The sequence below is a fragment of the Kribbella turkmenica genome (assembly GCF_004348725.1).
GTDB classification, from domain to species: domain Bacteria; phylum Actinomycetota; class Actinomycetes; order Propionibacteriales; family Kribbellaceae; genus Kribbella; species Kribbella turkmenica.
On the sequence record NZ_SMKR01000102.1, the window covers coordinates 1 to 21,189 of the forward strand.

At 69.3% G+C, this 21,189-nt stretch carries 24 protein-coding genes and 1 pseudogene; 17 read left to right on the forward strand and 8 right to left on the reverse strand.

The features are described 5' to 3' along the window. Positions 1-245 precede the first annotated feature (245 nt). Positions 246-1,163 carry a mycothiol synthase gene (mshD, locus tag E1218_RS22300; RefSeq protein WP_132323203.1) on the reverse strand — a complete coding sequence of 306 codons (918 nt, stop codon included), beginning with the start codon at positions 1,161-1,163 and terminating at the stop codon, positions 246-248. 164 nt (positions 1,164-1,327) lie between these two features. Between mshD and E1218_RS22305 the strand changes: the two genes are divergently transcribed. Then, positions 1,328-3,070, forward strand: coding sequence for a bifunctional metallophosphatase/5'-nucleotidase (locus tag E1218_RS22305; protein ID WP_233712382.1), 1,743 nt, complete (start codon positions 1,328-1,330; stop codon positions 3,068-3,070). A 194-nt stretch (positions 3,071-3,264) separates the two neighbouring features. Beyond that, positions 3,265-3,573, forward strand: a complete 309-nt coding sequence (locus tag E1218_RS22310; RefSeq protein ID WP_132323207.1) for a hypothetical protein — start codon at positions 3,265-3,267, stop codon at positions 3,571-3,573. A gap of 17 nt (positions 3,574-3,590) precedes the next feature. On the opposite strand, the gene E1218_RS22315 is transcribed toward E1218_RS22310, so the two are convergent. Beyond that, positions 3,591-3,830: a MoaD/ThiS family protein gene (locus tag E1218_RS22315; protein ID WP_132323209.1), complete on the reverse strand. Its 240-nt coding sequence runs from the start codon at positions 3,828-3,830 to the stop codon at positions 3,591-3,593. A 161-nt stretch (positions 3,831-3,991) separates the two neighbouring features. On the opposite strand from E1218_RS22315, the gene E1218_RS22320 reads away from it, so the two are divergent. The 9 genes and pseudogenes from E1218_RS22320 (at position 3,992) to E1218_RS22355 (ending at position 10,193) form a co-directional block, all read left to right on the forward strand. Continuing rightward, a complete protein-coding gene (locus tag E1218_RS22320; protein WP_132323211.1) occupies positions 3,992-4,702 on the forward strand; it encodes a response regulator transcription factor in 711 nt (236 codons plus the stop codon). 152 nt (positions 4,703-4,854) lie between these two features. Then, on the forward strand, positions 4,855-5,283 hold the full coding sequence (gene arfB, locus E1218_RS22325; RefSeq protein ID WP_132323213.1) for an alternative ribosome rescue aminoacyl-tRNA hydrolase ArfB: 429 nt from the start codon (positions 4,855-4,857) through the stop codon (positions 5,281-5,283). A gap of 44 nt (positions 5,284-5,327) precedes the next feature. Then, a complete protein-coding gene (locus E1218_RS22330) occupies positions 5,328-5,786 on the forward strand; it encodes a TlpA family protein disulfide reductase (RefSeq protein WP_132323215.1) in 459 nt (152 codons plus the stop codon). Positions 5,787-5,817: 31 nt separating this feature from the next. After that, positions 5,818-5,913 (forward strand): annotated as a pseudogene (locus E1218_RS38240) (DUF2510 domain-containing protein); the annotation flags it as partial. A 312-nt stretch (positions 5,914-6,225) separates the two neighbouring features. Beyond that, positions 6,226-6,768 (forward strand): RDD family protein, encoded by a 543-nt coding sequence (locus tag E1218_RS37390; RefSeq protein ID WP_233712384.1) that lies wholly within the window; start codon positions 6,226-6,228, stop codon positions 6,766-6,768. Between the two features lie 294 nt (positions 6,769-7,062). Then, the gene (locus tag E1218_RS22340; RefSeq protein ID WP_132323219.1) at positions 7,063-7,503 is read left to right on the forward strand and encodes a DUF4395 domain-containing protein; all 441 of its coding nucleotides are present in this window, start codon (positions 7,063-7,065) and stop codon (positions 7,501-7,503) included. Positions 7,504-7,516: 13 nt separating this feature from the next. Continuing rightward, a complete protein-coding gene (locus E1218_RS22345) occupies positions 7,517-8,365 on the forward strand; it encodes a sulfurtransferase (RefSeq protein WP_132323221.1) in 849 nt (282 codons plus the stop codon). Between the two features lie 3 nt (positions 8,366-8,368). Then, positions 8,369-8,665, forward strand: coding sequence for a DUF1416 domain-containing protein (locus E1218_RS22350; RefSeq protein WP_132323223.1), 297 nt, complete (start codon positions 8,369-8,371; stop codon positions 8,663-8,665). Positions 8,666-8,966: 301 nt separating this feature from the next. Then, on the forward strand, positions 8,967-10,193 hold the full coding sequence (locus tag E1218_RS22355; protein ID WP_132323225.1) for a choice-of-anchor P family protein: 1,227 nt from the start codon (positions 8,967-8,969) through the stop codon (positions 10,191-10,193). Between the two features lie 121 nt (positions 10,194-10,314). Here E1218_RS22355 and E1218_RS22360 read toward each other — a convergent pair whose 3' ends face one another. Beyond that, positions 10,315-11,256, reverse strand: a complete 942-nt coding sequence (locus E1218_RS22360) for an acyl-CoA desaturase (RefSeq protein WP_132323227.1) — start codon at positions 11,254-11,256, stop codon at positions 10,315-10,317. 125 nt (positions 11,257-11,381) lie between these two features. After that, on the reverse strand, positions 11,382-11,807 hold the full coding sequence (gene dtd / locus E1218_RS22365; RefSeq protein ID WP_132323229.1) for a D-aminoacyl-tRNA deacylase: 426 nt from the start codon (positions 11,805-11,807) through the stop codon (positions 11,382-11,384). 94 nt (positions 11,808-11,901) lie between these two features. Between dtd and E1218_RS22370 the strand changes: the two genes are divergently transcribed. The 3 genes from E1218_RS22370 to E1218_RS22380 all read left to right on the forward strand — a co-directional run bounded on the left by E1218_RS22370 (position 11,902) and on the right by E1218_RS22380 (position 14,615). Next, positions 11,902-12,726: a BKACE family enzyme gene (locus E1218_RS22370; RefSeq protein WP_132323231.1), complete on the forward strand. Its 825-nt coding sequence runs from the start codon at positions 11,902-11,904 to the stop codon at positions 12,724-12,726. Positions 12,727-12,864: 138 nt separating this feature from the next. Continuing rightward, entirely contained in the window at positions 12,865-13,422 is a 558-nt protein-coding gene (locus tag E1218_RS22375) for a hypothetical protein (RefSeq protein ID WP_233712385.1), read from the forward strand. Beyond that, positions 13,422-14,615, forward strand: coding sequence for a hypothetical protein (locus E1218_RS22380; RefSeq protein WP_132323233.1), 1,194 nt, complete (start codon positions 13,422-13,424; stop codon positions 14,613-14,615). Before E1218_RS22375 ends, E1218_RS22380 begins: the two co-directional genes overlap by 1 nt. Positions 14,616-14,695: 80 nt before the next feature. On the opposite strand, the gene E1218_RS22385 is transcribed toward E1218_RS22380, so the two are convergent. Further along, on the reverse strand, positions 14,696-15,058 hold the full coding sequence (locus tag E1218_RS22385) for a DsrE family protein (protein ID WP_132323235.1): 363 nt from the start codon (positions 15,056-15,058) through the stop codon (positions 14,696-14,698). 167 nt (positions 15,059-15,225) lie between these two features. On the opposite strand from E1218_RS22385, the gene E1218_RS22390 reads away from it, so the two are divergent. Next, positions 15,226-15,720 carry an FABP family protein gene (locus tag E1218_RS22390; RefSeq protein ID WP_132323237.1) on the forward strand — a complete coding sequence of 165 codons (495 nt, stop codon included), beginning with the start codon at positions 15,226-15,228 and terminating at the stop codon, positions 15,718-15,720. Here E1218_RS22390 and E1218_RS22395 read toward each other — a convergent pair. Next, positions 15,717-16,394: a response regulator gene (locus E1218_RS22395; protein WP_132323239.1), complete on the reverse strand. Its 678-nt coding sequence runs from the start codon at positions 16,392-16,394 to the stop codon at positions 15,717-15,719. The genes E1218_RS22390 and E1218_RS22395 overlap by 4 nt on opposite strands. Then, positions 16,387-17,643 carry a sensor histidine kinase gene (locus tag E1218_RS22400; protein WP_132323241.1) on the reverse strand — a complete coding sequence of 419 codons (1,257 nt, stop codon included), beginning with the start codon at positions 17,641-17,643 and terminating at the stop codon, positions 16,387-16,389. The genes E1218_RS22395 and E1218_RS22400 overlap by 8 nt, the downstream gene beginning before the upstream one ends. A gap of 154 nt (positions 17,644-17,797) precedes the next feature. On the opposite strand from E1218_RS22400, the gene E1218_RS22405 reads away from it, so the two are divergent. Beyond that, positions 17,798-19,177, forward strand: coding sequence for a cation:dicarboxylate symporter family transporter (locus E1218_RS22405; protein ID WP_132323243.1), 1,380 nt, complete (start codon positions 17,798-17,800; stop codon positions 19,175-19,177). Positions 19,178-19,241: 64 nt separating this feature from the next. Here E1218_RS22405 and E1218_RS22410 read toward each other — a convergent pair whose 3' ends face one another. After that, positions 19,242-20,063, reverse strand: coding sequence for an LLM class flavin-dependent oxidoreductase (locus tag E1218_RS22410; protein ID WP_132323245.1), 822 nt, complete (start codon positions 20,061-20,063; stop codon positions 19,242-19,244). Positions 20,064-20,173: 110 nt separating this feature from the next. On the opposite strand from E1218_RS22410, the gene ygfZ reads away from it, so the two are divergent. Beyond that, a complete protein-coding gene (ygfZ, locus tag E1218_RS22415; RefSeq protein ID WP_132323247.1) occupies positions 20,174-21,166 on the forward strand; it encodes a CAF17-like 4Fe-4S cluster assembly/insertion protein YgfZ in 993 nt (330 codons plus the stop codon). Positions 21,167-21,189: the final 23 nt, after the last annotated feature.

Genomic DNA, 21,189 nt, shown 5'->3' on the forward strand with positions numbered 1-21,189 from the left:
CAGCCTCCCGAACCTGCCACGGCGTAGCCGGCCCAGGCAAGCGTCGTCCACACCAGTGCAGCGCAGCTCGCACCCGCGAGCGTGATGGCCACCAACTCCTGTGCAGGTGTGGATTACCGGAGTGGATGGGCCAGGAGCCGCCCGGCTGGGGGGTAAGAGGCACGGACGGCTCCTGGTTGATGGTGAGACGGGGGTGGGGAGGGTTCATGACGCGATGTGACCGGGCGGATTCACTGTGATGCTGTTCACGAGGCGTTGCTGGGGCCGAACTGGACGTCGAGGGCTGCCGTGGTGAAGCCGAGTGAGATGTAAAGGCCACGGGCGGCGGTGTTGGTGCCGTCGACGTACAGGACTATCTCGTCCGAGCCTCGTTCCTCTTGGAGGTGGTGGAGGCCGACCAGGGTGAGGGCTTTGCCGAGGCCCCTGCCCTGGTAGTTGGGGGAGACGCCGACCACGTAGACCTCGCCGACGCCGTCCTCGACCTTCGTCCAGTGGAAACCGGCCACCGCGCCACTGGCGGAGTCGACCGCCAGGAAGAGGCCGGCCGGGTCGAACCATGGCTGGTGGAGTCGTTCAGCCAGGTCGGCGGCCGTCCAACTGCCCTGCTCGGGATGGTCCGCAAACGCCTGGCTGTTGACCTCCAACCAGGCCGCGTCGTCCTGACCCGGCACGAACGTGCGTACGGCGATCCCGTCCGGCCAGACCGCCTCGGGAAGCGACGCCCGGGTACGGCGGAGGAAGTGAAGCTCCCGTGTCACCTCGAGGCCCAGTCGTGCCGCGAGTTCGTCGCTGCCGGGGAGTCGCCCGTGTGCCCAGACGCGGAGCCGTGCACCACCGTGGTCGAGCAGCATACGGAGCAGCGCCGTGCCAGTGCCCTGTCGTCTGGCCGCGGGAGTGACCACCAACTCGGCCGAGCCGTCTGGTGACAGGGCGCCGTACCCGATCAGGTTGCGGGCGCTCTGGAGCCCGGACACCTCGATCGTGCCGGGGTCGCCTTCGTACGCGAGCACGTGGACGTCGCCCGGATGCTCGCCGTCGAGGTGGAGCAGGGTGCGTTCCGACAGTGGATTGACGCCGTCGCTCTGTGCGGCCGCACGGGCGACTTCCGTGACGGCGGCGGCAGTGGCCGAGGGCAACGGTGAGGGTACGGCTTCGAGAGTCACTTGAACACCGTAAAAGGTCCGGATCAGTTCATGCCCGAGTCCTTGGAGGGGCCACGCCGGGTCGGGTAATTTTCGCGGAACCGCACACCAGCGGTGACCGAACCGACAACGGAGCAGACATGGCCTTCACAGGACGAGACCGAACGTGGCTGCGAGGACGGCGGGTGGCCGCGCTGGTCGCCGCCGGGACAGCCGCCGTGCTCGCTGTGGCCACGGGGGGAACCGTGACCCAGGCGGCGACGACGGGGAAGCCCGAGCCGACGCACACCCAGATCCAGTTGCTCGCGATCAACGACTTCCACGGCAACCTGGCGCCGAACAGCCCGACCAGCTCGACCGGCAACGTGAACGGCACGCCCGCGGGCGGCGCCGAGTTCCTCGCCACGCACCTGAAGCAGATGCGCGCGGCCGCCGCGGCCAAGGGCGAGCAGTCGGTCACGGTCGCCGCGGGTGACCTGATCGGCGCCTCGCCGCTGCTGTCGGCCGCGTTCCACGACGAGCCGACGGTCGAGGCGCTGAGCGGGATGGGTCTCGAGATCGCGTCGGTCGGCAACCACGAGTTCGACGAGGGCTGGCACGAGCTGCTCCGGATGCAGACCGGCGGCTGTCTCCCCGACGGCGACGGGCAGAACAACCAGAACTCCTGCCCGGACCCGGAGAAGCCGTTCATGGGTGCCAAGTTCAAGTACCTGTCGGCGAACGTGTTCTTCGAGAACACGCAGAAGACGCTGTTCGCGCCGTACAAGATCAAGACCTTCAAGGACGGCCGCAAGGTCGCGTTCATCGGCATGACGCTCGAGGACACCCCGAACATCGTCACCAAGGCCGGGGTCGAGGGCCTGACCTTCACCGACGAGATCGAGACCGCCAACAAGCTCGTCCCGATCCTGAAGAAGAAGGGCGCCGAGTCGATCGTCGTGCTGCTGCACGAGGGCGGCTTCCCGGCCGACCCGCGCGCGTACAACAGCTGCCCCGGGATCTCCGGCCCGATCGTCGACATCAACGCCGGCCTGGACCCGGAGATCGACGCGATCATCTCCGGCCACACCCACCAGGGCTACAACTGCACCCTGCAGGACAAGGCCGGCGCGCCGCGGCTCGTGACCAGCGCGTCGTCGTTCGGCAAGCTCGTCACCGAGGTGCGGCTGAGCATCGACAACAAGACCGGTGACGTCGACCGGGCGCACACGGTCGCCAACAACCAGATCATCACCCAGGACGTGCCGAAGGACCCGCGGACGAGTGCGCTGATCTCGAAGTACCAGACCCTCGTCGCGCCGATCGCGAACAAGGTGATCGGTCACATCACCACGCCGTCGATCTCGCGCACGCAGGACGAGTCGCTCGAATCGCCGCTCGGCAACCTGATCGCCGACGCGCAACTCGCCGACGCGTCGGTGGTGACGGACGGGAAGACGCCGGTGGCGGCGTTCATGAACCCGGGCGGGATTCGCGCCGATCTGGCGTCGAACGCCGGGGCGGTGACCTTCGGGCAGGCGTTCACCGTGCAGCCGTTCAACAACTTCCTGGTCTCGATGGACATGACCGGTGCGCAGATCAAGACGCTGCTGGAGCAGCAGTTCTCCGGGGTGAACGGTCCTGAGGCGCCGAGGTTCAAGGTGCTCCAGGTCGCGGGCATCACCTACACCTGGAACCCGGCCGCGTCCGCGGGCTCGAAGGTGGTCCCGGGCTCGATCGAGATCGCCGGTCAGCCGCTGGTGGACACGACGACGTACCGCATCGTCACGAACAACTTCCTTTCTGACGGCGGCGACGGCTTCCCGGCGTTCACCACGGCGACGAACAAGTTCTTCGGTGGGCTGGACATCGACGCCTTCGCCGACTACCTGACCGCCAACGACCCGTACACCCCGGTCCCCACGGACCGGATCTCCACCGGTTCCTGACCTCTTCCGGAAACGCCGGTACGTCGCTCCCCGCGGCGTACCGGCGGTTGGGGCACGACGCCGTACTGGTCGAGAAGGTCCGGCCCGGACCTGACTGAGCACCGTCGGGCCGCTCGGGAGGTTGAGGGAACAGCTTTTACGATCGTGCGGGATGCTGGTACCTTGCGTATTCGGTCTTTCACGGAAGGTGACCGATGGCGCACGTTGCTCCGACTTCGCATCGCCGTGCGACCCGCGCGTCCCATCGCGGGCATCGCACTGCTGATGGGCCGATCCGGGTCACGACCTGGCTGGGGCTCACGTTCGCGATGATTCTCGGTCTGGTGCTGACCGGCCGGTCGCACGTCGGCGTGCACGCGGCCGGCGTCACGCTGCTGGTCATGCTCGTGCCGCTTACCGTCGCCGTGTTCGGTGCGGCACTGAAGCGTGGCACCGGCTCCGGGAAGGCGGCGCTGGCCACGGGAGCCGCGCTCACGTTCGTGCTGCTGAAGTTCCTGCTCTGACCTCAGCAGTCCGCGGGTCAGCCGCCCGCGAAGGGTGGGAGGGCGTCCACCTGGGCGCCGGCGTGCAGCGGGGTGGACGGGTCGGCGCGTTGGCCGTCGAGGAGGAACGTGCAGATGCCGAGGACCCGGGCGAGCTCGGGGCGGTCGGCGGAGACGGCACCGATCAGGTCGCGGATCGAGGCGGCCTCGGCGGTCGCGGAGGACTCGCCGGCGGCGGCGCGAGCGGCGGCGAAGTACCTGATGGTCACTTCCGGCATCTGGGAGAACGCCTCACTAATCGGTTAAGTCTCGGCTATTATGTCAGCTTGCTGTTGCTATCCAGTGTGTCTCAGGCCCCCGGCAATGACGCCGTCGGGGCCTGACTGCAGAAGGACCGGGTCGCTCACCAGGGATCCGCCGACCAGCACAAGGAGACAGCGTGAGTACGTTGCTTCTGCTGACGAACGCGCTGCAGGCATCCACCGAGGTGCTGCCCTCGCTCGCCCTGCTGCCGCACCAGATCCGGATCCTTCCCGCCGAGGTCGCCGCCCTGGTCGACGCGCCGGACGCCGACGCCGTGCTGCTCGACGCCCGCCGCGACCTGGTCGCGGTGCGTGGCGTGTCCCGCCTGATCCGGACCACCGGGATCGACGTACCGCTGATCCTGGTCGTGACCGAGGGCGGCCTGACCGCGGTGAACGCCGACTGGGGCGCGGACGACGTACTGCTCGACACGGCCGGTCCGGCGGAGATCGAGGCCCGGCTGCGGTTGGTGATCGGCCGGCTGGCCGCGGTTCGCAACGAGGAGCCCGACAGTTCGCTGATCCGGACCGGCGACGTGGTGATCGACGAGGCGTCGTACACGGCGAAGCTCAACGGACGGGCGCTGGACCTGACGTACAAGGAGTTCGAGCTGTTCAAGTTCCTCGCGCAGCATCCGGGGAGGGTGTTCACCCGGGAGCAGTTGCTGCAGGAGGTGTGGGGGTACGACTACTTCGGCGGTACGCGGACGGTGGACGTGCACGTACGGCGGTTGCGGGCGAAGCTCGGGCCGGAGCACGAGTCGCTGATCGGGACCGTGCGCAACGTGGGCTACCGCTTCGTCATCCCACCCACCACCACCCGGGAAACCGCCGACGCCAAGGTCTGACCGCCGTTCGAACCGCAAGCCGCGGGAAACCGCCCGCACCTGGATGTCCTGGAGGTCCGGAAGGTCGACGTCCTCCCGGACCTTCCCCCCGGCTCCCCGTTTCCTGCACGGGCAGAAGCGCAACCCAGCCAGAGGTCCGGTTGAATGGTGCCGTGGACAGCGGGCTGGTGGTGCGGGCCGGGGTGGTGATTCCCGAGCCGGAGCTGGCGTGGCGCTTCTCGCGCTCCAGCGGTCCGGGCGGCCAGTCGGTCAACACCACGGACAGCCGGGTCGAGCTCAGCTTCGACGTCAGCAGTACGACGGCCCTGACCGACGTACTGCGGGCTCGCGCGCTCGAGCGACTGCGGTCCCGGCTGGTGGACGGCGTCCTGACCGTCGCGGCGTCGGAGCACAAGTCGCAGTGGCGCAACCGGGAGGCGGCCCGGACCCGGCTGGCGGCACTGCTGCGGGACGCGATCGCGGCGCCGCCCCGGCAGCGGCGGCCGACGAAGCCGAGCAGGAGCTCGGTCCGCCGGCGTGTCGACGACAAGAAACGCCGTGGTGAGACGAAGCGGCTCCGCGGGCGGCCGTCCGAGGGATGAACGACCGTTCGAGCCGTTGGAACGCCGACGTACGCTGGGTTGTCATGAGCCTGGGGATGTGGGTACTGGCCGGTGCGGTCGCCGCCGGTGTCGTCCTCAGCCTGTTCAAAGCCAAGCTCGACGGCCGGTTCCGGGGCACCCGGCCGGTGCGAAAGACAGCAAGAAGGTCAGAAGACGTGGACACCCGGGTCTCCGCGGCGGACATCGGTGACGAGCTCGGCGAGCGGGCGACCCTGCTGCAGTTCTCGTCGGCGTTCTGCGCGCCCTGCCGGGCGACCCGCCGGACGCTGGCCGAGGTCGAGGGCATGGTCGACGGCGTGCGGCACGTCGAGCTCGACGCCGAGAAGCATCTCGAGCTGGTCCGGCGGCTGGACATCCTGCGAACGCCGACGACGCTGGTGCTCGACAGCACGGGCGCGATCGTCAAGCGCGCCAGCGGGGCTCCCCGGAAGCCGGACGTGATCGCCGCGCTGGCGACCGCGATCGAGCACGCACCCCGCTGAGTCACGTCCGGTAACTGCCACCGAATGGCGGATGGCCCGCCCATTAGGTGATGCTTTGGCGGTGAGCTATCCAGCCGGTTGGTACGACGACCCCCAGGACCAGACCCAGCAGCGGTACTGGGACGGCGACGCGTGGACGGACGACCGACGCCCGCGGCAAGGTCCGCCGCCGTACCAGGGCCAGTTCGGGCAGCCGGCGGGGCAGCAGCAGTTCGGGCAGCCGATGCAGCACGGGCAGGTGTACGGCGGCGCTCAGACGGCCCCCGCGCAGTACGGCCAACAGCAGCAGGGGCAACCGCATTACGGCCAGTCTCAGGGCGGACAACCGCAGTACGGCCAGTCTCAGGGCGGACAACAGCAGTACGGCCAGCAGTACGCCGGTCAGCACCCCTACCCGCAGCAGCAGTACGGCCAGGGCTATGGCTACCCCGGTCAGAAGGTGCACACCACCCCTGACGGCCAGCAACTGTCCGGCTGGTGGCGGCGGGTGTTCGCCCGCATCATCGATTCGATCATCGTCGGCATCATCGGCCTGCCGCTGACCGGCTACTTCTACTACCAGTACGTCCTGGTGATCTGGCAGTACCTGGAAGACACGATGGACGCCGCGGCCGCCGGAACCCCTACGACCACCACCGCGCTGCCACCCGAGGCGTACAAGTGGATGGTCCCGGCCGTACTGATCGGCATGGTCGTGTCGTTCGTCTACGAGTACCTCTTCCTCACGAAAAAGGGTGCGACCCCCGGCAAGATGGCGCTCGGGATCGCCGTCCGGCTGCGTGACGTCCCGGGTCTGCCGCCGGGGCAGGCCGTGGCCAAGCGGTACGGCTTCGAGATCGCACTCGGTGTGCTCGGTGCGATCCCGCTGATCGGCACGCTGTTCGGCTTCCTCGCGCTGATCAACTACCTCTGGCCGTTGTGGGACGACAAGAAGCAGGCCCTGCACGACAAGATCGCCGGAACCAACGTCGTCAGGACTTAGGCAACGGGCAGGCGCGACCTGGGCTGTCCGCAATGTGATCAATTGTCTCAGTTTGTGGGATCACGACTGGCGGACCCGCCCGCTTTCCGTACTCTCGATGCCGTGGCTTACACGACATGGCTGACCAAGCGCCGGGCGGTGGACAACTGCCGGGTGCGCTCGTCGCTGTGTCGTCGCCGCTGACCAGGCGGCGTCCCGAGCGCTGCGGAACCGGTCGCTGAGCACGGTTCCGCGTACGTCGTCTCCCGCATACCCGGGCGGGTCCGGCTCGATCCTTCTCCTCCGGGAGTCGTCATGTCCGAAAAGACAGCCAAGGTCGATCCGCGCGGACTCCGGTTCGCGGCGGGTGTCACCACCGTGCTGCTCGCACTGACGCTGATCCTGAACAGTGCCTGGCCGCTCGCGGTCCAGACGGTCGTGTTCGCGATCTCCGTCGCGTTCGGCGTCCACGCGTCGCCGTACGGGCAGTTGTTCAAGCGGCTGATCCGCCCCCGGCTGGATCCGCCGAAGGAGCTGGAGGACGCGGCGCCGCCGCGGTTCGCCCAGCTGGTCGGCCTCGTCTTCGCGGTCGCCGGTCTGATCGGGTACCTGACCGGCGCAGCCGTGCTCGGCGTGGTCGCCACCGGATTCGCACTGGTCGCGGCGTTCGTCAACGTCGCGGTCGGGCTCTGCCTCGGTTGCGAGGCCTATCTGCTGATCCACCGCATTCGTACGCCAACCACCGCTACCAACTGAGAGGCAGCACACCATGAGCAGGGAATCCGCGCTCGTCTCGGCCGACTGGGTCGAGGAGCACAAGTTCGACGCCGGGGTCGTCCTGATCGAGGTCGACGAAGACGTCTCGGCGTACGACACCGGCCACATCGCCGGCGCGATCAAGCTGGACTGGAAGGAAGACCTGCAGGACCCGGTACGGCGTGACTTCGTGAACCGGCAACAGTTCGAGGCGCTGCTGTCCGAGCGCGGCGTGAAGAACGACGACACGGTCGTCCTGTACGGCGGCAACAACAACTGGTTCGCGGCGTACGCGTACTGGTACTTCAAGCTGTACGGCCACGGCGACGTCCGGCTGCTCGACGGCGGCCGCAAGCGCTGGGAGCTGGACAGCCGCGAGCTGACCGACGAGGTCGTGAAGCGCGAGGCGACCGAGTACAAGGCCAAGGAGCCGGACCTCACCATCCGCGCGTTCCGCGACGAGGTCAACGAGGCCATCGGCGTGAAGAACCTGGTCGACGTGCGCAGCCCCGACGAGTACGCCGGCCGGCTGCTCGCCCCGGCCCACCTGCCGCAGGAGCAGGCGCAGCGCGCGGGGCACATCCCGACCGCCGCGAACATCCCCTGGAGCAAGGCCGCCAACGACGACGGCACCTTCCGGTCCGACGACGAGCTGCAGGCGCTGTACGCCGACGCCGGTGTCGACTTCGGCAAGGACACCATCGCCTACTGCCGCATCGGCGAGCGGTCGGCGCACACCTGGTTCGTGCTGCACGAGATCCTCGGCCAGGCGAACGTGAAGAACTACGACGGTTCCTGGACCGAGTGGGGTTCGCTGGTCGGCGTACCCGTTGCCCTCGGCGACGAACCCGGAAAGGCCTGACACATGTGCGGAGCGAAGAAGGGCGGCCTCGACCTCAAGGGTGTCGACGTCGACAAGGAAGCAGTGATCCAGGGCCAGGTGCTGCGCGGCGAGGAGCCGGTCGGCGGCGCCTACGTACGGCTGCTGGACGCCTCCGGTGAGTTCACCGCCGAGGTGCCGACGTCCGCGACCGGGCACTTCCGGTTCTTCGCGGCGCCGGGCAACTGGACGCTGCGCACGCTGGCCCCGAAGGCCGCGCCGGTCGACCGCGAGGTGGTCGCCCAGTACGGCGAGGTCGCCGAGGTGGCCGTCACCGTCTGACCGGTCGCTCGTTACTGATGGTGCCGCCGCCACCAGACGGCGGCCCACCCTGATGCAGTCTCCGAAGGGCCCGGACCTTGCGCGTCCGGGCCCTTCGGCCTGCCCGGAAGCCTTGCTGGACGCAGGAATCCCGCCATCACCGGGGGGTTACGGGTAGGGGCGGGGAATCTCGCCCGCCGAGCGGCTAGGTAACGGTTTGGTCTCGGAGAGGAGTGTTCTCGTTACCTACCGCAACCGCCCGAGTTGTGTCTGTGTCCTGGCCCGCCATCCGGGTCACGTCATCACTCAGGGAGGAGGGGTCATGAGACCCCGCATCGGATACAAGAAGCTCGCTGCCGTCGGTGTCGCGGCGGTTGTCGGCGTGGCTTCTACGATCGCGCTGACCTCGGGTTCGGCGTCCGCGTCGCCCGTTTTCGGTTACAGCGGCTACGCGTTCGGCACCGACGTCCAGTCGGGTCTGGCGAACAGCGGCCCGCAGGTGGTCAGCCAGATCAGCTGCACCACGGACCCGAACCGGTCCGACAAGAACGACCTCGCCGCCGCGAACGTCAACAACCACGCGATCGCCCGCACCGTGCGGACGGATACGCACTCGTTCAACAACAAGAACGGGAACGGCGTCACCAGCAACGCGACCGCGGTCGACATCAAGCTCGGCAGCCTGCTGCACCTGACGGGTGTGAAGACCACCACCACGGCGGTGTACAAGAACGGCAAGCTGTCCTACACCGGCAGCACCACGTTCGCCGGCGTGAAGATCGGCGCCGTCTCGGTGCCGTCGCTGCTCAAGCCCGAGCCGAACACCAAGGTCGCCGTTCCGGGCCTCGGCTACATCGTGCTGAACCGCGTCGGTGGCGTGAAGACGAACAGCGGCATCTACTCGTACGCGCAGGCCGTCGTGCTGCACGCGACCGTGAAGAACAAGTACATCCCGCAGGGTGTCGACGTCGCGGTGCTGAAGACGCGCGCGGAGATCACCAAGCCGGCCACCGCGATGGTGATCGGTGACGCCTACGGCACCAAGGCGAACGCGGACAAGCTGGTCGTCTCCGGTCCGACCTCCTACCAGGCCACCTGCCAGGGCACGGAAGGCAAGACGATCCGGAACGCGATCGGCGAGCTGAACATCCCGAAGGTCGCCTACGTGGGTGCGGTCTACACCACGAAGAACGGCTACATGAGCATGGACAAGTCGGCCGTGAAGTTCACCTCGCACGTCGCGGGTGTGAAGGTCGGCAACCTGTCGATCGGCGCCATCGAGTCCTCCGCCGCGGCGTGGAAAACCAAGGACGGCAAAGTCGGCCTGGACCACTCCTCGAGCATCGCCTCGATCCGCGTCGGCAACAAGGTGTACCCGGTCAAGACCGGCACGAACGCCACGCTGGACATCCCGGGTATCGCCAAGCTGACCTTCAACCAGGTCGTGAAGCAGCACCGGTACGTCGCGGTGAACGCCCTGGTGATCGACGTCTACAGCCTGAACACCAAGGTCATCGTCGGCCACTCGGCCGCCGGCGTCATCGGCTGATCCAGTCCGACGCACCCTTCTGAGTCGAACCTCACCGATTCGGAAAGCACACACCGGCCCCGGCTGGATCCCAGCGATCCAGCCGGGGCCGTTCTGTGTGCGCCGTGTCGCGGAGTGCCGGTCAGGCTGCGGCCGCGCGCTTCCGCTCGAGACGTTGCCGGTTCGGCCACCTGACCTGGTACGCCCAGCCGAAGCGCTCGAACAGGCGGATGAACCAGGCGTTGATGTCGATCTGTCCCCTGAGGACGCCGTGGCGCGCGCAGGTCGGGTCGGCGTGATGGAGGTTGTGCCACGACTCGCCCTGACTCAGTAGGGCCAGCCACCAGACGTTTCCCGACCGGTCCCGGGCAGTGAAGGGTTTGTCACCGGTGACATGGCAGATCGAGTTGATGGAGAACGTGACGTGGTGCATCAGCGCGATACGCACCAGAGTCCCCCAGAAGAACCCGGTGGCCGCACCGTGCCATGACCTGTCCCACAGGCCACCGATGACCGCCGGTGCGAGCAGCGAGATCGCGACCAACCCGCGGAAGTGCCGCGAGATCGACACCATGTCGCGGTCGGCCAGGAGGTCCGGGGCGTAGTGCTTCGGGTCGGCCCGGTCCTGTCCCCAGAGCACCCACCCGACGTGGGCGAAGACGAATCCCTTGGTCACCGCCCAGGCGTTGGTGCCGTAGCGCCAGGGCGAGTGCGGATCGCCGTCCCGGTCCGAGAACTTGTGATGCTTGCGATGGTCGGCCACCCAGCGGATCACGGGTCCTTCGAGAGCCAGACTGCCGGCTACCGCGAGCGCGATCTTGAGGCCCCGCCTGCTCTTGAAGGAGCCGTGGGTGAAGCCTCGGTGGTAGCCGACGCCGATGCCGGTCGTCGTGATCACGTAGAACACGACCAGCAGGACGATGTCGTGCCAGCCGATCCAGCCACCCCACGCGATGAAGATCCCGGGCACGAGCGCGAGCGTGGGCACGACGATGAAGACCCAGATGAGTGCGCGCTCGAACCGGCCCCCCACGGCTTGGAACTCACCCGGAGGCGAATCCCCGGAGTCTACTGCTGACGTCATGGTCCACTCCTTGACGTGGTCTCTGCGGACGGTGCCGGGAAGAACCGGCGCCATACCTGCCCAGTGCCCCGTCGCGGGCCGTCCACTCGCCGGTGCGGACGTCGTCAGGCGTCCAGAATCAGTCGTCAGGCGTCCAGAATCAGCGTGACCGGGCCGTCGTTGACCAGGGCGACGTCCATCTGAGCCCCGAAGCGGCCGCGTTCGACCTTGGCGCCGAGGCACTCGAGGGCTGCACAGAAGGCGTCGTACAGGGGTTCCGAGACCGGGCCGGGGGCGGCGGCGCTCCAGGACGGGCGCCGGCCCTTGCGGGTGTCGGCGTACAGGGTGAACTGGCTGATGGCGAGGATCGGGGCCTGCTCGTCGGAGCAGGATCGTTCGTTCCGGAGGATCCGCAGGGTCCAGATCTTCGCGGCCAGCGCCTTCGCCTTCTCTTCGGTGTCGTCGTGGGTGACGCCGAGCAGGGCCAGCAGTCCGGGCTCGTCGATCGCGCCGACCACCTCGCCCTCGACGGTGACCGATGCCTGACTGACTCGCTGTACGACGGCTCTCATGCCACCCATCCTGCCGCGCCGGAGATCGTCCGGTGATCAAGGCATGCGACAGGCAATCATCCCGTGCGGTGACCGGATCTGGCAGGATCTGTTCATGGCCTCGACTCTGATCACCGTCGCACCCACCGGCGCCGAGACCGCCAAGGCGGACTGCCCGGCGCTGCCGACCACCCTCGACGAACTGGTCGGGACAGCGAAACGGTGCGAGGCCGCCGGGGCCGCGATGATCCACATCCACATCCGCGACGGGGAGCACCGGCCGACCCTCGACCTCGGCCGGCTGACCGAAGCCGTCGCGGCCGTCCGGGAGAACACGGCACTGATCGTCCAACTGTCCACCGGTGGCGCAGTCACGGATCCGCTCGACCACCGTCTCCGGGTGCTGGACGCCGCCCCCGACTCGTGCTCGCTGACGATGGGCACGGTCAACTTCGGTGACGACGTGTTCATGAACCCGTGGCCGTTCGTCACCGAGCTCTACCGGCTCACCCAGGAGCGCGAGGTCGTACCGGAGTTCGAGCTGTTCGACCTCGGGCACGTGGCCGCGCTGCACCGCCTGCTGGACAAGCAGGGCCTGCCGTACGGCGGTCGCGTCCACTGCGACCTGGTCATGGGCGTCCCCGGCGGCATGCCCGGTACGACGGACGCCCTGGTCGCCGCGGTCAACGCCCTGCCGGCCGCGGTCACGTCCTGGTCCGCCACCGGCGTCGGACGTACGGCGCTCCCGGTCGCGCTGGCCGCGTTGTCGAAGGGCGGCCACCTGCGGGTGGGGATGGAGGACACGCTGACCCTGGCGAAGGGGCGGCCGGTCACCCACAACGCCGAGCTGGTCGAGCGCGCGGCCACCCTGGCCACGTTGGCGCAGCGCCCGCCGATGTCGCCGGACGAGGCCCGTGAGGTGCTGAACGTCAAGCGGTGAGGGCCGAAGGACAGGTGCTGCCTGTCCGGCCGGCCTGCGGGAGCCGTGCGCTCGTGGGGGGACACCTTGTGTCCTCGAGTCCCCGGAAGATGCACCGGTCGGGGCATAGTCTTGGCGGGCTGAGAGAGGAGTCGACGGGTGAAGACGCAGCTGCGGTCGTCCGACGATGACGAGCGCGCCATGACCGACCTCGCCGAGGTCTCCGACTGGAGATCGATCTGGGGACCGCCGGGAACCGGGCTGGACGCGATCCGGGCGCTGGTCTCCCGGGTCACCGCGGCCACCGGCTGGCGGCCGTGGGCTCCCGGCAACATCGACCCGAACCGGTACACCTGGGGCCTGGTCACCCCGCGCGAGACCGTGATGCTGGTGCTGCCGGACGCCGTACTGCCGGAGAGTCCGCGCGGCGGCTGGTCGGCGTACGAGATCGCCCCGGCCGAGGTGGGCGAGGCGGAGGAAGGGCTGGACGACCACTGGCCCGAGCAGCTCCTGCTGGCCCGCCGGCACTGGGGCGCACCGGTGTACGTCGGTCCCGGCGACGATCCGCGGGTCCCGCCCGAGTGGCGGGGTCGCCGGCGCCACCTGGCGGTCTGGCTGAAGCCGGGCGCCGAGTTTCACCTGTACGCGACACAGCCCGGGCCGGAGGACGCGCAGGCCGGCTTCGGGTACTCCGTCTATGCGAGCGAGGTGGCGTGATGGCCGAAGCGGAAGACATCTTCGAGCAGACGCTCAGCGCGCTGCGGACCCAGCTCCGCAACCTGCGGCGGCTCAAGGACGCGCTCACCCGCCGGCAGGAGGCGCGCTCGCTGCTGGAAACCATGCGCAACGCGCGGACGCACAACCCCGACATCGACCGGGCGATCAACAACGATCCCGACCGGGCGTCGCAGTGGGGCGAGATCGAGCGGCAGATCCAGCAGTTGCGCGAGGACAACGACCGGCTGCAGCAGGAGAACGCCCAGCGGCAGGCGGAGATCGAACGCCAGCAGGCCGATCTCGACCGGCAGCCGGAGGGCAACCTGGACGGTGATCACGACCGGGTGCCCGACGACGTCGAGGAGCGGCACGAGGCCTCGGACGACGCGCGGCGCGAGGAGGGGCGCCGACGCGATCGCGAGGAGCAGGAACGCGGGCCTGACCCGGCGGTGCCGGTTGCCGCGGCGGCGGGTACGGCGGCGGCCGCCGACGAACTGAACGACGAACGCGACGAGCTCAACAGTCCGGACGCTGAGCAGGATGTTGAGCTGGGCGATGACGGGGTGATTCGTCCTGCGGGGGAGCAGGCCGCGCAGCAGGAGTTGAACGGCGCGGATGCCCAGGAGGTGGGCGGGCCGGAAGCTCAGCAGGATGTAGAGCTTGGTGACGACGGGGTGATCCGCCCGGCCGGGGAGCAAGCGCGGCAGCCTGAGGTGGATGAGCGGCAGGGTGGGGAGTTCGTGGATGCGGACGGGGCCACCCCGCCGGTGATCGGGGAGGACCAGCAGGCGCAGGGTCCTGCGGTCGATCAGCCCGCTCAGCAGGTTCAGGCCGACGGGCAACAGCAGCAGCCGGGTCAGCAGGGCCTGGCTGACCGGCAGCATCAGCCGGGTGCGCAGGTCCAGGCGCAGCAGCAGCCGGTCGAGCGGGTGTTGGACGAGCAGCGGGCGGAGCGGGCGCAGGGGCAGAACGGTCAGCAGCCGGGCGCCCGGCCGAACGGAATGACGCCGGACGAGATCGGCCGCAACCAGCACGTCGCCAACGCCGGCACGTCACCGGCGACCGGCGCAACGGTCCCACCGCGGGAAGACGCCCTCACCGGCGGTCGCGGCGGGCAGACCCCCGCCCGCCAGCACCAGCAGAGCGTGAACCGCGGCGGCCGCGGCAGCGAAGGCCCCGGCCTCGGCGAGTAGCCGAGCAGGGCAGGCAGCACCCGGGCAGGGCGGCACCCGGGCAGGGCGGCACCCGGGCAGGGCAGCACCCGGGCGGTGCGTCAGTACACGATTGCTTGGGTGTTGTCCGTCAGGATTTCCTCGGTGAAGGCGGGTGCGCCGGCGATCCGGGTGCCGGGGAGGAGATCGTCGGCGGTCAGGTCGCGGCGCTTGGCGCACTGGGTGCAGACCGTCAACTGACCGCCGTCCAGGACCGCGGCGACCAGTTCGGTCAGCGGCGCCGCGTGCGGTAGGTCGAACGCCTCGGCTCGCCCGGGTACGGCGAACCACACCGCCTCCCCGGTCAGCCACAGTGACACCGTCGCTCCGGCGGCGACGGCGGTCGCGGCCACGGTGAACGCCTGGTTGGCGCGTTCGGGCTCTTCGGCTCCTGCGGTCAGCTTGATCACCAGCGTGCGGGACATCACGCCACGGTAACCGAAGGACCGCGGCGGCCATCCTCTAGACTGGCCGACGTGCTGCACGTCATCTTCACCACGCTGCTGGTCCTGGTCTGTGTGTTCATGGGCTGGTTCTCGGCGTTCGTCGTCTACCGGCTGTACCGCGGCCGCAGCACCAACTGAGCCCTGCGATGGCGTTCGAGATCCCGCAGGACCTGCACCCCGACCTGATGCCGCTGGCCTGGCTGCTCGGTCGCTGGGAGGGCCGCGGCCACGGGGACTACCCGACGATCGAGAAGTTCGAGTTCGGTCAGCAGATCGACTTCAGCCACAACGGCAAGCCGTACCTGCACTACGTCAGCCAGACCTATGTGGTCGGCGAGGACGGCACGAAGGAGCGCCCGCTCGCGGTCGAGACCGGGTTCTGGCGGCCCAAGCCGGACAACAAGGTCGAGCTGGTGCTCGCGCACCCGACCGGCGTCGCGGAGATCTGGTACGGCGAGATCGACGGCGCGAAGATCGAGTTGCGGACCGACGTCGTCGCCCGTACCGAGACGGCCAAGGACGTCAGCGCCGGCCACCGGCTGTACGGCCTGGTCAAGGGCGAGCTGCTGTGGGCCTACGACATGGCCGCCGAGGGCCAGCCCCTGCAGCCCCACCTGTGGGCGACCCTCGTCCGGGTCTAACTCTCGGCCACCCAGGAGTACTCGACCTTCGGCCGGCCGCTGCGGCCGTCGTACCGCTGCGTGCGCAACGCCTGGCCCTGGTCGGCGAGGTGTTCGAGGTAGCGGCGCGCGGTGATGCGTGAGGTGCCGAGGGACGCGGCCACCTCCTCGGCGGTCCAGCCCTCGCGGTTCCCGAGCAGCTGGACGACGCGGTCCAGTACCGATCCGGCCAGACCTTTCGGCACCGACGACACGGTTGCCGGGTGCAACAACCGGTCCACTTCGTCCTGGTCCGCGACCACCTGACCTGCCTCGGCCGCCTTGCGTTGCCGCGCGTACGCCGTCAACCGGTCCCGCAAAGTCTCATAGGCGAAGGGTTTCAGCACGTACTGCACGACGCCGATCCGGGCCGCCGCCTGGACCGCGGCCACCTCGCGCGCCGACGTCACCGCGACCACGTCGGTCTGGTTGCCCAGGGCCCGCATCCGGCGGACGACGTCCAGTCCGTGCCCGTCGGGCAGGTGCATGTCCAGCAGCACCAGGTCCACCGGGCCCCGAGCGAGCACCTGAAGTGCGCGGGCCGCCGTACCGGCGACGCCGAGACAGGTGAAGCCGGGCAGCCGGTCGACGTAGGTGCGATGAGCCTCCGCGGCGACCGGGTCGTCCTCGACGACGAGGACCCGCAGGTCAGGCACTGGCGTCCACCGCCCGCGGCAGCCGGACACGCACGGTCAGCGCAGGTACGTCGTCCAGCTCGGAGTCGGGGTCGACCATCACCGTGCCCTGCCAGCGCTCGACCGTACTGCGGACCAGTACGAGCCCGAGCCCGTGCCCCGGCTCGGCCTTCGTCGTCCAGCCGCGGTCGAACATGTGCGCCAGTTCCACCGCACCCAGCTCGGCGCCGGTGTTGGTGACCGCGAGATCGATGGCGTCCGGCGTGGTGCTCGCCCGCAGTTCGACCCGGCGCGGAGCGGATCCGCCGCGCGCGGCCTCGATCGCGTTGTCGAGCAGGTTGCCGACGACCGTGACCACGTCCTGGGCCGGCAGCCGGGTGTTGAGTGCTTCCTGACCGAGCTCCAGCGTCAGCACCACACCGCGTTCCTGGGCCTGCGACAGCTTGGCGAGCAGCAGTGACGCGAGAACGGGGTCGCCGACCGTGCCGACGACGCGATCTGTCATCGCCTGGGCGAACTGCAGCTCCGACACCGCGAACTCGCGGGCCTTCTCCGGTTTGCCGATCTCGATCAGGCTGACCACGGTGTGCAGACGGTTCGAGGCCTCGTGGTTCTGTGCCTGCAGGGATTCGGCGAGGCTGCGGACCGCGTCCAGTTCACCGAGCAGGCGCTGCAGCTCGGTGTGGTCCCGCAGGGTGACGATCCGGCCGGACCGGGCCGGTTGCTGGTTGACGACCACCACCCCCTCGGCACCGAGATGAAGCTCGTCGTACGCCGTCCGGCCGGCGATCATCAGCTCGGCCAGGGTGGTGCGCAGGTGGAGCTCGCCGACCGGAGTACCGGGCTCGACGGTGCGCAGACCGAGCAGTTGGCGGGCCTCGTCGTTGACCAGTTGGACCCGGCCGTCGGCGTCGAGCAGGATCAGGCCCTCACGCGCGGCCCGCAGGACGCCCTCGTAGAAGTCGAGCATCCGGGCCAGTGCCTGGGTGCCGATGCCCCGGGTGGCTCGCCGCACCCGCCAGGAGACCAGCGCGTTCCCGGCGATCGCGACCCCGAGCATCAGGCTCGCGACCCCGAGCATCGAACGGACGTCGAGCCGGACCAGCTCCCACCAGCCGGGCGGCGCGTTTCCCGCAACCGCGGCGTCCCGGACCGCCTGCGCCCGGGAGCGGGCGACCATGGTGATCCAGACCATCGCGATCAACACCACGGCCGTGACGGTCTGCAGCCAGAGCACCTGGCGACGCAGCTCCCATGGCCGTCCCTTCATGCCGACAGTGTGCACAGGACGCGGGGGATTTGTGCATTCCATCGGCGGCGCTGGTTCGGTTGGCGAACGATATGAACGAAATGCCCGGTTTCCCTGTGCGTCACGTCACAGTTACTCAGGTACAGCCCGCCCGGCCGATACAGGAGTGTCCCCCATGTCGAGCCCGACCGAATCCCGACCGACCCCGGTTCGCAACGATCGGACCCACTTCCTCTACATCGCCGTCATCGTCGCCGTGCTGCTCGGCATCGGTGTCGGCTTCCTCTTCCCGAACTTCGCGGTCGAGCTGAAACCGCTCGGCACCGGGTTCGTCAACCTGATCAAGATGATGATCAGCCCGGTCATCTTCTGCACGCTGGTGCTCGGCATCGGCTCGGTCCGCCAGGCCGCCAGCGTCGGCAAGGTCGGCGGCCTCGCGCTCGTCTACTTCCTGGTGATGTCGACGGCCGCGCTCGCGATCGGCCTGCTGGTCGGCAATCTGGTCCAGCCCGGGTCCGGTTTGAACCTGACCGACACCCTGCGCGAGGCCGGCCAGAAGCAGGCCGCCGGGGCGCACGAGAGCACGTCGGACTTCATCCTGGGCATCATCCCGCAGACGATCGTGTCCGCGCTGACCGAGGGCGAGGTCCTGCAGACCGTCCTGGTCGCGTTGCTGGTCGGCTTCGCGCTGCAGGCGATGGGCGCGACCGGGCAGCCGATCCTGAACGGCATCGGGCACCTGCAGCGGCTGGTGTTCAAGATCCTGTCGATGATCATGTGGGTCGCCCCGATCGGTGCGTTCGGCGCGATCGCGGCCGTGGTCGGCGCCACCGGCACGGACGCGCTGGTCAGCCTGGGCAAGATCATGCTGGCCTTCTACGTCACCTGCCTGCTCTTCGTGGTCGTTGTCCTGGGCACCGTTCTGCGCGTGGTCGCCGGGATCTCGGTCTTCCAGTTGCTGCGCTACCTCGGCCGCGAGTTCCTGCTGATCGTGTCCACCTCGTCCTCGGAGACCGCGCTGCCGCGGCTGATCGGGAAGATGGAGCATCTCGGCGTCGGCAAGCAGGTGGTCGGCATCACCGTCCCGACCGGCTACTCGTTCAACCTGGACGGCACCGCGATCTACCTGACCATGGCGTCGCTGTTCATCGCCGAGGCGATGGACCAGCCGTTCTCGCTCGGGCAGCAGATCTCCCTGCTGGCGTTCATGATCATCGCCTCGAAGGGCGCGGCCGGCGTCACCGGTGCCGGTCTGGCCACCCTGGCCGGCGGCCTGCAGTCGCACCGGCCGGACCTGGTCGACGGCGTCGGCCTGATCGTCGGGATCGACCGGTTCATGTCCGAGGCCCGGGCGCTGACGAACTTCGCCGGCAACGCGGTGGCGACCGTCGTGGTCGGTCAGTGGGTCGGCGCGTTCGACAAGGACCAGGCCCGTCAGGTCTTCGCCGGGGACGATCCGTTCGACGAGGCCGCGTTCGCCGCCGGTGACACCCACGCGGGCGACGTACCGCAGGTCACCGAGCGGCCGGTCGACCGCGAGCAGGTTCGCCACTAGACACCCTTCCCACCCCTCCGGCACTGCCCGTCAGCTCCCTGCAAGCTGGCGGGCAGTGTCATGCTCAGCTCCCGGTCAGCTTCTCGACCACAGGAGCGAGGTCGTCGAGGTACGTCGCGTTGACGGTGATGTACGACGAACCGAACTCGTCCCGGCGACGCGCCAGCTCGTCGACCATCTGCTGCGGCGTGCCGCGCAGCATCATCAGCGAGTCGCTCGACTCCAGTACTTCGGGCGCGACCCCGGCCGCCCGCCGCGTCCACGGCGGCAGCTCGCGGGTCCCGGCCGCGAACAGGTTCATCGCGAGTTCGATGTCGTCCGCGCGCGGTCCGGCCAGCTCGCGCAGATCGCGGACCAGCCGCAGGATCTCGGTCCGCGGCGTCAGCGCGTCCTTGGCGATCGACACGATGTCCGCCCGGGCCGCCGCGAGCGCGAGTGCCCGTGGTCCGCCGGCGGCCAGCATGATCGGCGTACGCCGGTCGCCGTCGAGCTGCTCCAGGAGGTCGAGGGTCGCACGCACCTGGTCGCGGCGTTCCTTGCCGGAGCCGTACGGCAGCCCCAGCTCGGCCGCCTGCTCGTCGGTGCCCGGCCGCCCGGTGCCGATGCCGAAGTCGAACCGGCCGTCCGTCAGCACGGTCAGCGTGTGCGCGTCCCACGCGGCCTGCCGGGGCGTCCGCAGCGGGGCCGCCGCCACGAAAGTGCCGACCCGGACGTCCGCGAGCGTCGCCGCCATCGCGAGGGACGCGAACGGCGACGGCAACTGCAGGCCGTCCGGCATCAGGACGCTCGTGTAGCCGTGGTCGGCGGCCCGCCGGACGGTCGTGGCCCACTGCTCCGCGGTCGCCGGGCTGCCCACCACACCGAACCGGAATCGTCTGTCGCTCATCGCCGTGCTCCCTTCGGAAGTTGGTACCTCCAGGCTGTCCGCGACCCGGTGGTGTCCACATCCCACGGTGGGAGGCGTTCGCCGTACGCCGCGCGACGTACGCTGGTGACATGTCACTGAAGCGCAGCCCCCTGCTGGACAGGCCCGCCGCGGTCGAGGCCGACGGACTCGACGCCGGTGTGGCGGCCCACTACGGGTCCGACCTGCGGGAGCAGCGGATGCTCGCGGCCGGCGACGGTTTCGTCGACCTGTCCCACCGCGACGTCGTGACCATCGGCGGGCCGGATCGCCTGACCTGGCTGCACGCGCTCACCACGCAGTACTTCGAGGGCCTCGAGCCTGGTACGTCGACCACGGCGCTGCTGCTGTCGCCCACCGGACACATCGAGCACGTGATGTACGGCGTCGACGACGGCGAGACGTTCTGGCTGCACACCGAGCCCGGTGCGGCCGCGGCGCTGATCGAGTGGCTGCAGAAGATGGTGTTCATGTCCCGTGTCGAGCTCACCGACGTGACCGACGACTACGCGATCATCTGGCGGCCCGGCCCCGCCGCCGGCGACTTCCTGACCCGTAGTGGGGCGGATTCGCTCGGCGGGCACGAGGTCTTCCTGCCCCGGGCCGAGTTGGCCGGCCTGGAAGCGCCTGCCGCCGGGATCTGGGCCTACGAGGCCCTCCGGATCGAGGCCGGCGCGCCGCGGTTCGGCCTGGACACCGACGAGCGCGCGATCCCGAACGAGGTGGGCTGGCTGGGCGTCGGCGTTCACCTGGACAAGGGCTGCTACCGCGGTCAGGAGACGGTCGCCCGGGTGCACAACCTCGGCCGACCGCCGCGACGGCTCGTCCGGCTGCACCTGGACGGCTCGGTCGACCACCTGCCGGCCCACGGGTATGCCGTCCGCGCGGGGGACAAGCAGATCGGGTTCGTCGGGTCGGCCGCCCGCCACCACGAGTTCGGCCCGATCGCGCTGGCGCTGGTGAAGCGCAACGTGGACCCGGAGGCCGTGCTCGAGGTCGTCGCCGAGGATCAGCCGACGGTGACCGCGACCCAGGACGTCCTGGTCGACCCCGACGCCGGGTTGCACGTGCGCGCCCGGCTGTGAGCCGGATCATTCGCAACACCGCA

What these genes read in the sequence shown, in the direction of transcription:
- E1218_RS22405 (WP_132323243.1), top strand. Translation starts at nt 17,798, where the DNA reads ATGTCGAGCCCGACCGAATCCCGACCGACCCCGGTTCGCAACGATCGG.
- E1218_RS22390 (WP_132323237.1), top strand. Translation starts at nt 15,226, where the DNA reads ATGGCGTTCGAGATCCCGCAGGACCTGCACCCCGACCTGATGCCGCTG.
- E1218_RS22410 (WP_132323245.1), bottom strand. Translation starts at nt 20,063, where the DNA reads ATGAGCGACAGACGATTCCGGTTCGGTGTGGTGGGCAGCCCGGCGACC.
- E1218_RS22340 (WP_132323219.1), top strand. Translation starts at nt 7,063, where the DNA reads ATGTCCGAAAAGACAGCCAAGGTCGATCCGCGCGGACTCCGGTTCGCG.
- E1218_RS22360 (WP_132323227.1), bottom strand. Translation starts at nt 11,256, where the DNA reads ATGACGTCAGCAGTAGACTCCGGGGATTCGCCTCCGGGTGAGTTCCAA.
- E1218_RS22385 (WP_132323235.1), bottom strand. Translation starts at nt 15,058, where the DNA reads ATGTCCCGCACGCTGGTGATCAAGCTGACCGCAGGAGCCGAAGAGCCC.
- ygfZ (WP_132323247.1), top strand. Translation starts at nt 20,174, where the DNA reads ATGTCACTGAAGCGCAGCCCCCTGCTGGACAGGCCCGCCGCGGTCGAG.
- E1218_RS22400 (WP_132323241.1), bottom strand. Translation starts at nt 17,643, where the DNA reads ATGAAGGGACGGCCATGGGAGCTGCGTCGCCAGGTGCTCTGGCTGCAG.
- E1218_RS22345 (WP_132323221.1), top strand. Translation starts at nt 7,517, where the DNA reads ATGAGCAGGGAATCCGCGCTCGTCTCGGCCGACTGGGTCGAGGAGCAC.
- E1218_RS22315 (WP_132323209.1), bottom strand. Translation starts at nt 3,830, where the DNA reads ATGCCGGAAGTGACCATCAGGTACTTCGCCGCCGCTCGCGCCGCCGCC.
- E1218_RS22380 (WP_132323233.1), top strand. Translation starts at nt 13,422, where the DNA reads ATGGCCGAAGCGGAAGACATCTTCGAGCAGACGCTCAGCGCGCTGCGG.
- E1218_RS22355 (WP_132323225.1), top strand. Translation starts at nt 8,967, where the DNA reads ATGAGACCCCGCATCGGATACAAGAAGCTCGCTGCCGTCGGTGTCGCG.
- E1218_RS22350 (WP_132323223.1), top strand. Translation starts at nt 8,369, where the DNA reads ATGTGCGGAGCGAAGAAGGGCGGCCTCGACCTCAAGGGTGTCGACGTC.
- E1218_RS22310 (WP_132323207.1), top strand. Translation starts at nt 3,265, where the DNA reads ATGGCGCACGTTGCTCCGACTTCGCATCGCCGTGCGACCCGCGCGTCC.
- dtd (WP_132323229.1), bottom strand. Translation starts at nt 11,807, where the DNA reads ATGAGAGCCGTCGTACAGCGAGTCAGTCAGGCATCGGTCACCGTCGAG.
- E1218_RS22330 (WP_132323215.1), top strand. Translation starts at nt 5,328, where the DNA reads ATGAGCCTGGGGATGTGGGTACTGGCCGGTGCGGTCGCCGCCGGTGTC.
- E1218_RS22370 (WP_132323231.1), top strand. Translation starts at nt 11,902, where the DNA reads ATGGCCTCGACTCTGATCACCGTCGCACCCACCGGCGCCGAGACCGCC.